At 65.4% G+C, this 12,917-nt stretch carries 11 protein-coding genes and 2 pseudogenes; 5 read left to right on the forward strand and 8 right to left on the reverse strand.

Going from position 1 to position 12,917, the window contains the following annotated elements:
- Nucleotides 1-39: 39 nt before the first annotated feature.
- The 5 genes and pseudogenes from DRB87_RS08055 to DRB87_RS08075 all read right to left on the reverse strand — a co-directional run bounded on the left by DRB87_RS08055 (nt 40) and on the right by DRB87_RS08075 (nt 4,018).
- Nucleotides 40-495: a RidA family protein gene (locus DRB87_RS08055; RefSeq protein ID WP_130025534.1), complete on the reverse strand. Its 456-nt coding sequence runs from the start codon at nt 493-495 to the stop codon at nt 40-42.
- A gap of 129 nt (nt 496-624) precedes the next feature.
- A pseudogene (locus DRB87_RS08060) lies at nt 625-1,814 on the reverse strand (PLP-dependent aminotransferase family protein).
- 140 nt (nt 1,815-1,954) lie between these two features.
- Nucleotides 1,955-2,850 (reverse strand): annotated as a pseudogene (locus DRB87_RS08065) (DMT family transporter).
- 73 nt (nt 2,851-2,923) lie between these two features.
- On the reverse strand, nt 2,924-3,610 hold the full coding sequence (locus tag DRB87_RS08070; protein WP_130025535.1) for a VOC family protein: 687 nt from the start codon (nt 3,608-3,610) through the stop codon (nt 2,924-2,926).
- Between the two features lie 54 nt (nt 3,611-3,664).
- Nucleotides 3,665-4,018 (reverse strand): DUF2917 domain-containing protein, encoded by a 354-nt coding sequence (locus tag DRB87_RS08075; RefSeq protein ID WP_130025536.1) that lies wholly within the window; start codon nt 4,016-4,018, stop codon nt 3,665-3,667.
- Nucleotides 4,019-4,229: 211 nt separating this feature from the next.
- Here DRB87_RS08075 and DRB87_RS08080 point away from each other — a divergent pair, with 211 nt between their 5' ends.
- The 4 genes from DRB87_RS08080 to DRB87_RS08095 all read left to right on the forward strand — a co-directional run bounded on the left by DRB87_RS08080 (nt 4,230) and on the right by DRB87_RS08095 (nt 9,122).
- Entirely contained in the window at nt 4,230-5,675 is a 1,446-nt protein-coding gene (locus tag DRB87_RS08080; RefSeq protein WP_130025537.1) for a PLP-dependent aminotransferase family protein, read from the forward strand.
- Between the two features lie 239 nt (nt 5,676-5,914).
- Nucleotides 5,915-7,801, forward strand: coding sequence for a molecular chaperone HtpG (htpG, locus tag DRB87_RS08085; RefSeq protein ID WP_130025538.1), 1,887 nt, complete (start codon nt 5,915-5,917; stop codon nt 7,799-7,801).
- Nucleotides 7,802-8,013: 212 nt separating this feature from the next.
- A complete protein-coding gene (locus DRB87_RS08090) occupies nt 8,014-8,622 on the forward strand; it encodes a chorismate lyase (protein WP_017234920.1) in 609 nt (202 codons plus the stop codon).
- Nucleotides 8,610-9,122, forward strand: coding sequence for a DNA-deoxyinosine glycosylase (locus DRB87_RS08095; protein ID WP_130025539.1), 513 nt, complete (start codon nt 8,610-8,612; stop codon nt 9,120-9,122). Before DRB87_RS08090 ends, DRB87_RS08095 begins: the two co-directional genes overlap by 13 nt.
- A gap of 102 nt (nt 9,123-9,224) precedes the next feature.
- Here the strand turns inward: DRB87_RS08095 and DRB87_RS08100 are convergent, their stop codons facing one another.
- Nucleotides 9,225-9,905 carry a methyl-accepting chemotaxis protein gene (locus DRB87_RS08100; protein ID WP_130027785.1) on the reverse strand — a complete coding sequence of 227 codons (681 nt, stop codon included), beginning with the start codon at nt 9,903-9,905 and terminating at the stop codon, nt 9,225-9,227.
- A 412-nt stretch (nt 9,906-10,317) separates the two neighbouring features.
- Here DRB87_RS08100 and DRB87_RS08105 point away from each other — a divergent pair, with 412 nt between their 5' ends.
- Entirely contained in the window at nt 10,318-11,160 is an 843-nt protein-coding gene (locus tag DRB87_RS08105; RefSeq protein WP_130025540.1) for a spermidine synthase, read from the forward strand.
- A gap of 112 nt (nt 11,161-11,272) precedes the next feature.
- Here DRB87_RS08105 and DRB87_RS08110 read toward each other — a convergent pair whose 3' ends face one another.
- Nucleotides 11,273-11,611 (reverse strand): DUF2322 family protein, encoded by a 339-nt coding sequence (locus DRB87_RS08110; protein WP_130027786.1) that lies wholly within the window; start codon nt 11,609-11,611, stop codon nt 11,273-11,275.
- A gap of 93 nt (nt 11,612-11,704) precedes the next feature.
- Nucleotides 11,705-12,901, reverse strand: a complete 1,197-nt coding sequence (locus DRB87_RS08115) for a benzoate/H(+) symporter BenE family transporter (protein ID WP_130025541.1) — start codon at nt 12,899-12,901, stop codon at nt 11,705-11,707.
- Nucleotides 12,902-12,917: the final 16 nt, after the last annotated feature.

A 12,917-nucleotide genomic window follows, 5' to 3' on the forward strand; every position in this document is an offset into this window, starting at 1 on the left:
ACGCCATGCGCCGAGCGTCAGGCGGCCATCGAACGATGATCAGGCGAGTTCGGCGATCAGCTCGATCTCGACACACGCTCCCAGCGGGATTTGCGCGACGCCGAACGCCGAACGCGCATGCTTGCCGGCCTCGCCAAAGACTTCGGCGATCAGTTCCGATGCGCCGTTCGTCACCAGATGCTGATCGGTGAAGTCCTGCGTGGAATTGACCAGGCTCATCAGCTTCACAACGCGCTTGACCTTGTTCAGGTCACCCGTGTGCGCGTGCAGCGTGGCGATCAATTCGATGGCGATGGCACGCGCCGCGGCCTTGCCTTCGTCGACGCTCACGTCTTGACCGAGCTTGCCGGTCCAGATCTTGCCGTCTTTCTTGGGCAGGTGGCCCGAGAGGAACACGGTGTTGCCGGTCTGCGCGCTCATCACGTAGGCGGCAGCGGGCGCGCCGGCGGTCGGCAGTTCGATACCCAGTTGCTTCAGTTTGTCGTAGACGGACATGTACGGCTTCCTTGCAGATGCGTTGAATCGGACCGAGCCATCGGCCCGATAGGTTGGTTGAGTGCGAGCCTGTCGATCGCGTCGACGACCGGCCTGAATCGCTTCAGGCCGGCAGGGGCGACAAACGGATCAGGCGGCGCGCCGCGCGAGCGCTTCGGCGACGAGCGCCCCGAGGCGCGCAACGCCCACCTCGATCTTCTCGGGCGGCACGGTGACGAACGACAGCCGGAGCGTATTCGCGGGCGGCGTGCCGACATAGAACGGCGCGCCGGGCACGAACGCCACATTCTGCGCAATCGCTTTTTCCAGCAACTGCATGGTGTCGATGCCGGCGGGCAATGTCAACCAGACGAACATGCCGCCGGCCGGTGGGGTCCAACGGGTGCCTGCCGGCATGTGCTTCGCCAGCGATGCCAGCATCGCGTTGGCCTGCGCGGCGTAGAGCGTGCGGATCGACGGGATGTGCGTGTCGAGGAAGCCGTCCTTCACGACCTCGTAGGCGATGCGCTGCGTGAGACTCGGTGTGTGCAGGTCGGCGGCCTGTTTGGCCTGCACCAGCTTGGCGATCACTGTCTGTGGGCCGATGATGAAGCCGAGGCGCAGCCCCGGCGCGAGCACCTTCGAGAACGATCCATGTAAAGCACATGCGCCGGGGCGAGCGACATGAGGCTCGGCAGGCGCTGGCCTTCGTAGTCGAGTTCGCCGTACGGATCGTCTTCGATGATCGCCAGGCCGTCGCGCTTGGCAACGGCGGCCAGCGCTTCGCGGCGCGCCATCGGCAGGCGGCGTCCGGTCGGGTTCTGGAAGTTCGGCATGGCATACAGGAAGCGCGCACCCTTTGTTTGCTCGGGCGTGAGCGCCTCGGGCAGCAGACCGTGGTCGTCGGTCGGCACCGGCACATACGTCGGGGCGAACAGCGAGAACGATTGCAGCGCGCCCAGATAGCTCGGCGCTTCGACCAGCACGCGGCTGCCTTCGTCGATGAAGATCTTGCCGATCAGGTCCAGGCCCTGCTGCGACCCCGTGGTGATCAGCACGTTCTCGGGCGCGAGCGTCAGGCCATCTCGCGAGTAGCGCTTCGAGATCCATTCGCGCAGCGGGGCGAACCCTTCGGTGGCGCTGTATTGCAGAGCGGCCTGCGGCGAGTCGGTCAGTACGCGCTCGGCGGCCGCGCGCATGCGCTCGACGGGGAAGGTCGCGGGCGACGGCAGGCCGCCGGCGAACGAAATGACGTCCGGGCGCTCCGTGACCTTGAGGATTTCGCGAATCGCCGAGCTGGTCAGATGGCGGGCACGTTCGGAATATTGCCAATCATGCATGAGGGTCTCGCTTTGAGAGGGCGGCCGGATCGACCGGCCGCTGATATCGGGCGTTGCGCATGCCGAGCGCGTGGGGGCTGGCGCAAACGCCGGGGGGAGACGCGTCGCGGCGCAGGGATCGCATGCGCCGTGGCGTGCCTTCAGACCGGTTTGCCCGTGAGTCGCGAGGCGCCGATCTTCATGTGCTTGCCGAGTGCGATAGTCAGGACGACGCCCGCGGCGAAGAGCCACGTTGCCGTGTCGACGTGTTCGCCGAAAAAGAGGGCGGACAGCGCAATCGTAAAGAAAATCTGAAGCAATTGTACTTGGCCCACGCGTGCGATGCCGCCCATGGCGAGACCCGCATACCACGCGAAGAAGCCGATGAACTGCGAGAAGAGCGTCACGTAGGCGAACGCACCCCATGCCTTGCCGCTGACCGGCCACGGCTGATGCCACGCCAGCCAGCCCACCGGCAGCACCAGCACCGGCGCCGACACTACGAGCGCCCAGCAGATCACCTGCCAGCCCCCCATCTCGCGCGCGAGCTTGCCACCCTCGGCATAGCCGAGCGCACCGATGACCACCGCCAGCAGCATCAGCCCGTCGGCCGCATGCAGGCTGCCGCCCCCGGCGCGCAGCGCGAAGGCCATCACCAGCACGCTGCCGGCGAGGGCACAGCCCAGAACCCGCGCGACGGACGTTCACCGCCGAGCCAATAGGCATAGATCGCGACACAGAACGGCTGCAAGCCGTTGACGACCGCGCCGTGCGACGCCGGAATCGTCTTCATCGCCCATGCGGAAAACACCGGGAACGCAATGATCACGCCCAACGAGGTGATGGCGAGACTCTTGATCTGGCGTGGCGTGGGCCATGCCTCGCGACGCCACCAGAGCAGGGCGCCCGCGAAGACGGAGGCGACCAGCGCGCGCCCCAGCCCATTGAGCAACGGGTTGACTTCCGCGACGACGATGCGTGTCATCGGCAACGTCAGGCTGAAGATCAGCACACCGATCAATCCGATCAGCATGCCCCGGGATTCACGCGAATTCATGGTGTCGCCTCGTATGTCTGGTCCTGCGTCATCCGCCCGTCATACGGTGTGCCGGGCGTTCGGTGCGGCGGGCCTAGCGCAACGTGCGCGGCCCGTCGGGGGTTTCGATTTCGGCGGTGAGCGACGGCTCGACCAGCGTGGCTTCGACGTTGACGAGCGCGTCGGCCCCAAGCCACTGCAATTGCGCCTGGATCGCCGCCGCCTGCGGATGGAAGCCGCGCAACGCGGTAACGGCACAATCGGCGCTCGGCAGCGCATCGCTCGGGTGCTGCGCCGAATCCCATTGGATCAGCGTGGGCAGCAGACCTTGTCCGGCGCCTTGCCAAGCGGGCAGGCTGCCGTCGTCGGGCACGCCGATCCGCCACGACAGCGCGCCGCGCTGCATCGCCATGACTGGCGCCAACCGCTGCGGATACTGCGCTTGCCAGCGTGGCAGCGAGCGCGGACGTTCCACGCGCGCCACCCAGTGCGCGAGGTAGGGGCCGGCCTCGAGGCGCGCCTGAACGGCCTCGTCGTCGAGGCCGAACCAGCGCGGCCGGTCTGGCGGCGGGGCTTCCGGATCGATGGCGATGATCTCTAGGTAAGCGCCACCCCACAGGCCCAGCAAACTGTTATGCGTGCCCATGCGGGCGTGCTTGCCGCCGCGCTGCGGTACGACCTCGGTGAGGCCGAGCTGCTCGATGACATGGGCTTCGCCCGCCTCCAGCGTTTGCGCGGCAACGACGAGATGATCCAGTTTCAGGACTTGGGGTGCGGTCATGGCGGGTTCGGGCGGCAAAATCGATAGCTTACTCCGCCTCGTTCCTTCCTCGGGTCATCCACGCGAGAGTCGCGTCATCGTCCGATTGGCCATGCGCACGGCGAGATCGCGCCACGCCAGTCGCCACCCGGCGCGCACGAGGCGCTTGCCGGCAGACGCGGTGAGTGTGGCCGCAGGATGGCTCACGCGCAGACGCACGCCGTCTTGCCATGTGCCCAGCCACACGCGCTGACCGGCCCGAATCTCAAAACTCTCGCCGGCTTGCAGCCAATGGTCGGCGGGCTCACCTTCCACGGTCAGCCACAGGACGCCTTGCAGCACCTGAAGCGATTGCGGCAGGTCGGCAGCCGGGGCCTGCCAGAAGACGGTCTGTTCCCGGTCCAGTTCGAAGAGTCGGATTTCACGCATGGCGGTCTCCAGTTGAGAAGACACTTTATCGGTTAACTCCGGTACAGTACCGGTACAGATGACAAAGTAATCTTCGGTACAGTTAAGGATTGACAGAGAATTTGGCGCGCGTAGAGTGGCGACCGATGGACAATCCCCGCAATACCGGGCCGACGCGCAGCAGACACTTTGACCGCGACGCGGCGCTCAGCTTTGCCCAGGTGGATAGACGATGACGACAACGACCCCCATTTCTCCGCTGGTGCTGGCCGATAACGCCGCGCTCGACACGTCGCGCATGACGCTTGTCGATCAGCTCGTGCATTGGGCGAGCCTGCGCATCGAGGAGCGCGTCTTCCTGCCCGGCATGCGCATGCCGTCGATTCGCTCGCTGGCGGAAGACAAGCGTGTGTCGCGCTTTTCCGTCGTCGAGGCGTACGAGCGGCTGGTCGCGCAGGGCTATCTCGAGGCGCGGCGCGGCTCGGGCTTTTACGTGCGCGAGCGGCCTGTGATGCCCGCGCAGAACGCGGCGGCGCCGATGGTCGCGCAGGGGCCGATCGACGTGGCCTGGCTCGTGCGCAGCATGCTTCACTCGGTCGCGCCGGAGCGCGGTCCGGGCATGGGCTATCTGCCGCCGAGCTGGCTCGATGCCGACATGATGACGTCGGCCATGCGCTCGATGAGCCGTCAGTCGAGCGCGCATCTGCTCCAAAGTGGTAACCCGCACGGCTTCCTGCCACTGCGCGTGCAACTTCAGACGCAACTCGCGGAACTCGAAATCGGCGCGCGCCCCGAGCAAATCGTGTTGACGTCAGGCATTACGCAGGCGGTGGACTTTCTGCTGCGCCTGTACGTGCGCGCGGGCGATACGGTGCTGGTGGGGGACCCGGCGTGGTTTGTCATGTTCGGACGCATCGCGTCGCAAGGCGCCCACACCATCGGCGTGCCGTACACCCCCGACGGACTCGACATGCCGGCGCTGGAGCGCCTGGTACAGCAGCATCGGCCCAAGTTGCTGATCCTCAATTCGATCCTGCAGAATCCGACCGGAACGTCGCTGACGGCGGCGCGCGCCTTCCAGATCCTGCGTCTGGCCGAGCAGTACGACTTCATGGTGCTCGAAGACGACATCTACTGCGATCTGTGCCCGTCGCACCAGCCGGTGGCGCGACTGGCGAGTCTCGATCAGCTCAAGCGCGTGATCTACATGGGCAGCTTCTCGAAGACGCTCGCCGCGAACCTGCGGGTGGCGTTCGTGGCGTGTTCGCCGGCGCTGGCGAAGACCTTCGTCGATCACAAGATGCTGTCCGGCTCGACGACGCCGGAGATCAACGAGCGGATCGTCTACAAGGCGCTGACCGAGGGGCATTACCGGCGTCACGTAGAGCGCTTGCGTACGCGTCTCGACGAGGTGCGCGACACCACGCGCCGGCGTCTGGAGCGCATCGGCCTGCGCATGTTCGGCGAACCGACGTCGGGCATGTTTTTCTGGGTCGACACCGGCGTCGATACCAGCGCGGTCGCCGCCGCGGGGCACGAAGCGGGCTTCCTGTTTGCGCCGGGGGCGTTGTTCTCGCCGCGTCAGGCGCCGAGTACCTGGATGCGCATGAATATCGCCTGTTCCAGCGACCCCGCCATGCTGACCTTCCTCTCGCGGCAGCTCGAACTGGCCGCCTGAGCGGGTGTGGGGGCGGTTCGACCGTCTCGCTGGCACGGCGCTTCGCCAGGTTTTGCCGTAATTTCCCGTATCGTCGCGCAAGCTGCCGCGAAATAACCCTGCTGCCGGCCTTGAAATGCCGGCCCGCCGTCCCTATTTTCATCGGGTACCGCCGCTCCGGCAGCGCGCGCGCAAGTGCGCCGGCCGGCGGTCAGTGTCGATATTCCATCCATCTCACCGATTCACGAGGATTCCCGACCATGGCGCAAGACACCATGAGCTTTCAGGCAGAAGTCAAACAGCTTCTGCAACTGATGATTCATTCGCTGTACAGCAACAAGGAAATCTTCCTGCGCGAACTGATCTCCAACGCTTCGGATGCCGCCGACAAGCTGCGCTTCGAGGCGATCAACGACGCCGCGCTGTACGAGCAGGATCCGGAACTCAAGATTCGCGTGTCGTTCGACAAGGACGCCCGCACCGTCACCATCGAGGACAACGGCATCGGCATGAGCCGCGAGGAAGCCATCGCGCATCTCGGCACGATCGCCAAGTCCGGCACCAAGGAGTTCTTCTCGCGCCTGTCGGGCGATCAGCAGAAGGACGCCGCGCTCATAGGCCAGTTCGGCGTGGGCTTCTACTCGGGCTTCATCGTGGCCGATCGCATGACGGTCGAGTCGCGCCGCGCCGGGCTGCCGGCTTCGGAGGGTGTGCGCTGGTCGTCGGCGGGCGAGGGCGACTTCACGGTCGAGACCATCGAGCGCGCCCCGCGCGGCACCGCCATCACGCTGCATCTGCGCGAGGGCGAAGACGAACTGCTCTCGTCGTGGCAACTCCAGTCGATCATCCGCAAGTATTCGGATCACATCTCGCTGCCGATCGTCATGCGCGGCGAAACATGGGACGAAGAAAAGAAGGCGATGGTGCCCGCCGAGTCCGACGAGACCGTCAACCAGGCGAGCGCGCTGTGGACCCGCAGCAAGAGCGAAATCACGGACGAGCAGTACACGCAGTTCTATCAGCACATCGCGCACGATATGCAGGCGCCGCTGGCGTGGACGCACAACCGCGTCGAGGGGCGCAGCGAATATACGCAACTGCTTTATGTGCCGGGCCATGCGCCGTACGATCTCTGGGATCGCAATTCGCAGGGCGGGCTGAAGCTGTACGTCAAGCGCGTGTTCATCATGGACGACGCGGAACAACTGCTGCCGAACTACCTGCGCTTCGTGCGCGGGGTGGTCGACTCCGCCGATCTGCCGCTCAATGTGTCGCGTGAAATCCTGCAGGAAAGCCGCGATGTGAAGGCAATCCGCGAAGGCTGCGCAAAGCGTGTGTTGGGACTGCTGGAAGATCTGGCCGAGAACCAGAAGGACAAGTACACGCAGTTCTGGGGCGCGTTCGGGCAGGTGCTCAAGGAAGGTACCGGCGAGGATCAGGCGAACCGCGAGCGCATTGCCAAGCTGTTGCGCTTTGCGAGCACGCACAACGATTCGGCCGAGCAGAACGTGTCGCTGGCCGACTACGTGAGCCGCATGAAGGACGGTCAGGACAAGATTTACTACGTCACGGCCGAGAGCTGGGTGGCGGCGAGCCACAGCCCGCATCTGGAAGTGTTCCGCAAGAAGGGCGTGGAAGTGTTGTTGCTGACCGATCGCGTCGACGAGTGGATGCTCTCGTACGTGCACGACTTCGACGGCAAGGCGCTCGTGAGCGTGGCGCGTGGCGATCTGGATCTGGGCGCGCTGGAAGATGCGGGGGAAAAGGCCGCCCAGGAGAAGACCAGCGGCGACCTCAAGCCGCTCATCGAGAAGATGAAGGAAGTGCTCGGTGACAAGGCCAAGGACGTGCGTGTGACGTTCCGTCTGACCGATTCGCCGTCGTGCCTGGTGTCGGATGAGAACGACATGAGCGGCACGCTGCAGCGCTTGATGAAGGCGGCGGGGCAGAAGATGCCGGAATTCCGTCCGATTCTCGAAATCAACCCGGAGCATGCGTTGATCCAGCGTCTGACGGCAGAGCGTGCCGATCTGGCGGACTGGGCGCAACTGCTGTTCGATCAGGCGCTGCTGGCCGAAGGCGGCAGCCTGGAAGACCCGGCGGCGTATGTGAAGCGTACGAACGCGTTGCTGCTCGCCGCGCAGTGAGCGCGCCAGTGCAGAGCGCGCAGCGCTGACCATGGTGTTGCCGATGGGCCCCCGCGTCGATATGTCGCGGGGCCTTTTTGCTTTTTGGGCGCGAGCGTTACGGGGCGGCGGATCAAGGGTGTTGGACCGGTGTCCGGAGACCGGCTTCAATGCCGCCGCTGCGTGACGTGTGGGCGGTGCGCCGTCGCCTTGCGCCTTTATAATGCCGAGCCATGACTTTCCGATTTGATGTGGGGGGGCGGCGCTGGCAGGCTGTCCCGGCGCCGGCGCTTTCGCGTCGTCATAAAGATTGGCTTACCCGGGGCGGCGCGCTCACGCGCCATCTGTCGACCCTGGGGCGCGTGAGCGTGCGCGTCGTGGCGGAGCGAGTGATGCCCGCCGACGCGGACCAGTGCCGCGCCATCGGTGTGCCATTGCGCACGCCGATGTGGGCCCGCGATGTCATCCTGTTGGTCGACGGCGAACCGGTGGTCGTGGCGCACAGCGTCACGCCGCTCGCCTATAGCCGCTCGATCTGGCAGGCCATGCGCCGTTTGCGTACGCGGCCGCTGGCCGATCTGCTCTATCACGATCCCACCGTCACGCGGTCCATGCTGGTGTCGTGCCCGCTCGCGCCACGCCACCTGTTGCACGGCCGTGCGCGTCACGATGCGCGCGACCCGCTCGTCGGTGCGAATCCACGTGCGCGGTTGTGGGCGCGTCGTTCGGTCTTCGTACGCCGTGGCGCGCCGTTGCTTGTCACCGAAGCGTTCCTGCCGCGTTTCTGGCGGCGTTTGGAAGCGACGCACGGTGCGCTGGCTCACGACGGATGCGTGTCATGACGACGGACCTCACCCCCGAACGCAAACGCAACTTTCCGCCGGTGGTGGACGCGCAAACGCGCGTGCTGATTCTCGGTAGCCTGCCCGGCGACGTCTCGCTCGCGCATCAGCAGTATTACGCGCATCCACAGAATCGCTTCTGGCATCTGGTGGGCGATACGATCCGCGTCGACCTGCCGTCGCTCGCCTACGATGCGAAGCTGCAGGCACTGCTCGCCCATCGCATCGGGTTGTGGGACGTGGTCGCCGAGGCCCGGCGCGAAGGCAGCCTCGACAGCAATATCCGCGACCATACGGGCAACGACCTGATGGGTCTCATCGAGACGCTACCGGATCTCGAGGTGATCGCATTCAATGGCGGCACGGCGGCCCGGTTGGGCATGAAAGCGCTGGCGCATCATGCGCAGCGGTACCGGATCGTGATGCTTCCCTCCAGCAGCCCGGCCTACACATTGGCCTATGCGGAAAAGCTGCGCATGTGGCAGGCATTGATCGCGTGACGGCCTGTCGAGCGGCGCGTCCGGGGTCGCTCGGTCATGCCCGCGCGTGGCTGCACGCCACTGTGCGAGGCGCGGGGGGAGCGATCCACGGGTGTCGGCGCATCAAATCCTGGCCGAACCTTTGGACTTGTCGTTCGAACCGACGACGTTGCGGATCAACTGATCCATCTCCTTGATGATGTCGGCAAGCACCTGCGTGATCACCGCGAACTCCCTGCCATGCTCTCCCGCCCGAGCTGCCGAGATGCGCGCATTGAGCGCAACGATATTGGCTTGCATCGAAATACCGCTGAGGCGCTCCACGAGGTCGGTCTGGCGTTTGCGCACGGCAACTTCGCAACGGTGCATTTCCTCCTGATAGGCCTGCGTGACGGTCTGTAGCAGGTCAAGTAGCGGGGTGGCCTGTGCGACCAGCGCATCGAGGGATGACGCTTGCCGTTGCGGGTCCGCCAAAGGGGCGTCTATCGCGGCTCTGACCTGGGCGATGAAATCACGGATACGTGCGTCGGCGCGCGGACTGCCGAAATAAAGCTGCTGCAAGGCGCTGGAAAACGCGCCGGGGAAGCGCTCATTGCCCGTCGCGAGATCCGAATGCGCCGACTCGAACATCGACAGACACTGGCGTGCGATATCGAGCGCGGCCGTGTCCCCACGCGAAGCGAGTAACAACTGAAGGATGATTCGTTGCGACAGCATGCGCTGCCTGCCGGAGAGGTTGATCAATGTGCCGAGGGTTTCGGCGGACACTTCGGCCTCGGTTGACTGCGTGGAGAAAGCGTTCATGCCATGCCTTACAGAGAGTGTCGACGCAGAGGCGCGCCGCGCTGACCGGCAAAGCAAAAGCGCCCCGAAGCGAGATGCCTGCGAGCCGGTTGCCCGGTGCTTGGTCATCTCGCTTCGGGGCGCCATTGCCCGGGACGCTCCTTGCCGGAGCGTGTCATCGCGACTTGCCAGTTTGTTTTCAGGCCGCCGTTGGCCTGTGCGTGTCTTCTGCAATATCCATGCCATCGCTCATTGCGGCGGCCCTGAGCGTCGGGGCGCAGCGAAATGGTGCGGCGGATCCTGCCCGGGGGCACTGATCTTGTGCCGGATGCGTCATCGCGACGCGTGCGTTGCGGCGTCTCGACGGGGGACGGGAAGCGAACCCGGTACAATGCGTTCCCATCGGAATCTCCCGAGTTTCATTGAAGGACACATGACCCTCATCAAACGCAAATCCATCGAAGCCGAAGCGTTCGTCAGCGACGAGCGCACCGTCCGTTCCCCGCGTCCCGCGTACAAGCCGCGTTTCGCGCCGGTGACGTTTTCCGAAATGGGTGGCGTGCGTTACCTGCACTTCGGCACCCCGTGGGTGCAAGGGGCAATGCGTCTGTCCAAGCCTGACCGGATCGAGCTGGAATACGCGCAACAGATGATGGCGTGGCTGCTGTTCATGCGTGCGCCCAAGCACGTGGTGCAACTGGGTCTCGGCACTGGGTCGCTCACCAAGTTCTCGCATCGCCAGTTCCCGCGTACACAGGTCACCGCCGTGGAGCTGAACCCGGCCGTGGTCGTGGCGGCGCGCACCATGTTCAGCCTGCCGGATGACTCGCGCCGATTGAAGGTGCTGGAAGCGGATGCCTGGGATTTCGTTACCGACCCGGCGAGGCACGGCACGGTCGACGTGTTGCAAGTCGATCTCTACGACGCGACCGCACGTGGCCCGGTGCATGACACGCCCGCGTTCTACAAGGCTTGCCGCGCCACGCTGAGCGCACCCGGCATGCTGACGACGAACCTGTTCGGCGATCACGACAGCTATCCGAAGAACATCCGTCGCCTGCGTCAGGCCTTCGACAATCGTGTGATCGAATTCCCGGAAGTGCACGACGGCAACGTGATCGTGCTGGCCTTCAACGGTCCGCTGCTCTCGGTGGAGTGGAAGGATGTGGAAGCCCGCGCGAAGGTGGTGGAAGCCGCCACGGGCCTGCCGGCCAAGCGTTGGGTCAAGCAGCTTCGCTCGGCCAACGGCGACGGTGGTCCGGTGCTGACGATCTGACCTCAGAGCGTCGGCGCATTTCGGCGCACCTCTGCGCGGCGATGCCTGTCGTGGATGTAAAAAAGCCAGCCGCGAGGCTGGCTTTTCATTGGGTGCGACGGGTGTGGCCTTCTCAGGCTGCGACTTCCTCGATGCTCAGTGTCTCGCCGCCGGCCACGATCGCCAGCAGGCGGTCGACGTTGGGGTGCGCGCCCGGACGATTGCGCGCATCGGCCGTGTGTTCGCCGAAGACCGCCAACCCATGCTCGGCCGCCTTGGCGTCGAGCGTGCCGAAGGCCTGCTTCAGATAGTGGTACACGGCGAGCGAGCCTTGCTTGCCCGGTGCGTTCTCGATGCTCGCCACGACGGCGCCCGTGCCGTCGCGAAGCGCAATGCGCGCGATGCCCTCGATGCTGCCGATGGCGGCCATCCGTGCGAGGTTGTCCTTGAAGACCGGGGTCGGTTCGATCATTGCCATGGGGTGCGGCTCCTGCGGTTACGTTGCGTTCGAAAAATGTTGCGGGCCGAATGGTATCACTCCGGCCCGCGCGGCTTCACACAACGCTCACGCGCGCCGCCATTGCAGGATCGTCAGCGTCAGCACGCCTGCGATCAGGCCCCAGAACGCCGAGCCGATGGACAACAGCGTCAGGCCCGACGCCGTCACCATGAACGTGATGAGCGCCGCTTCGCGCTGGCGCATGTCGTGCATGGCGTTGGCCAGGCCGTTCATGATCGAGCCGAACAGGGCGAGCGCGGCAATCGAGACCACGAGGGCCTTCGGAAACGCCGCGAACAAGGCAGCGATGGTCGCCCCGAACGTGCCCGCGATCAGATAGAACGCGCCGGACCACACGGCGGCCGTGTAACGCTTGGCCGGGTCCTCGTGGGCTTCGCGTCCGGTGCAGATGGCTGCCGTGATGGCCGCCAGATGGATACCGTGCGAGCCGAACGGCGCGAGCAGTACCGAGGCGATGCCCGTCGTCGAGATGAGGGGAGAGGCCGGCACGGTGTAACCGTCGGCACGCAGCACGGCGAGCCCGGGCACGTTTTGCGAGGCCATCGCCACCACGAACAGCGGGATCGCGATGCTGATCGCGGCCGACAGCGAGAACGAGGGCGTCGTCCACACGGGCTTCGCCAGCGCGACGTGGAAGTGGCTGAAATCGAGCAGGCCCGCGCTGCCCGCGACCGCCGTGCCAACGATCAGCGCCAGCAGAATGGCGTAACGCGACGCGAAGCGCTTGACGACGAGATACGTGAAGAACATCGCGAGCACGAGCGCCGTCTGGTGCTGCGCGGCGACGAAGATCTCCAGCCCGATGCGAAACAGGATCCCCGCGAGCAGCGCAGACGCCAGCGCCGGCGGTACGCGGCGCATGATCGTCTCGAAGCCCCCGGTCAGCCCGCACAGGGCGATGAGGGCATTGCAGACGATGAACGCGCCGATGGCCTCGCCATAGGGCACGCCCGGTAACGAGGTGATCAGCAGCGCGGCGCCCGGCGTGGACCACGCCACGACCACCGGCGTGCGATAGCGCAGCGATAGCCCGATGGTTGTCACGCCCATGCCGATGGAGAGCGCCCAGATCCACGACGAAATCTGCGCGGGGGTGAGATGGGCGGCCTGTCCGGCCTGGAACATCAGGACGAGCGAGCTGGTATAGCCCGTCATCATGGCAACGAAGCCGGCGACGATGGCCGACGGCGACGTGTCCGCCAACGGCCGGAGCGGTGGCAGGGGAGTCGTGCTGGACGTCATGATGGGAAGCGGTCTC

Source organism: Pandoraea sp. XY-2 (genome assembly GCF_004193915.1).
In the GTDB taxonomy this organism is placed as follows: Bacteria; Pseudomonadota; Gammaproteobacteria; order Burkholderiales; family Burkholderiaceae; genus Pandoraea; species Pandoraea cepalis.

Excerpts from the sequence above, each read along its gene's own strand:
- DRB87_RS08055 (WP_130025534.1), bottom strand. The coding sequence starts at position 495 with ATGTCCGTCTACGACAAACTGAAGCAACTGGGTATCGAACTGCCGACC.
- DRB87_RS08070 (WP_130025535.1), bottom strand. The coding sequence starts at position 3,610 with ATGACCGCACCCCAAGTCCTGAAACTGGATCATCTCGTCGTTGCCGCG.
- DRB87_RS08075 (WP_130025536.1), bottom strand. The coding sequence starts at position 4,018 with ATGCGTGAAATCCGACTCTTCGAACTGGACCGGGAACAGACCGTCTTC.
- DRB87_RS08080 (WP_130025537.1), top strand. The coding sequence starts at position 4,230 with ATGACGACAACGACCCCCATTTCTCCGCTGGTGCTGGCCGATAACGCC.
- htpG (WP_130025538.1), top strand. The coding sequence starts at position 5,915 with ATGGCGCAAGACACCATGAGCTTTCAGGCAGAAGTCAAACAGCTTCTG.
- DRB87_RS08090 (WP_017234920.1), top strand. The coding sequence starts at position 8,014 with ATGACTTTCCGATTTGATGTGGGGGGGCGGCGCTGGCAGGCTGTCCCG.
- DRB87_RS08095 (WP_130025539.1), top strand. The coding sequence starts at position 8,610 with ATGCGTGTCATGACGACGGACCTCACCCCCGAACGCAAACGCAACTTT.
- DRB87_RS08100 (WP_130027785.1), bottom strand. The coding sequence starts at position 9,905 with ATGAACGCTTTCTCCACGCAGTCAACCGAGGCCGAAGTGTCCGCCGAA.
- DRB87_RS08105 (WP_130025540.1), top strand. The coding sequence starts at position 10,318 with ATGACCCTCATCAAACGCAAATCCATCGAAGCCGAAGCGTTCGTCAGC.
- DRB87_RS08110 (WP_130027786.1), bottom strand. The coding sequence starts at position 11,611 with ATGATCGAACCGACCCCGGTCTTCAAGGACAACCTCGCACGGATGGCC.
- DRB87_RS08115 (WP_130025541.1), bottom strand. The coding sequence starts at position 12,901 with ATGACGTCCAGCACGACTCCCCTGCCACCGCTCCGGCCGTTGGCGGAC.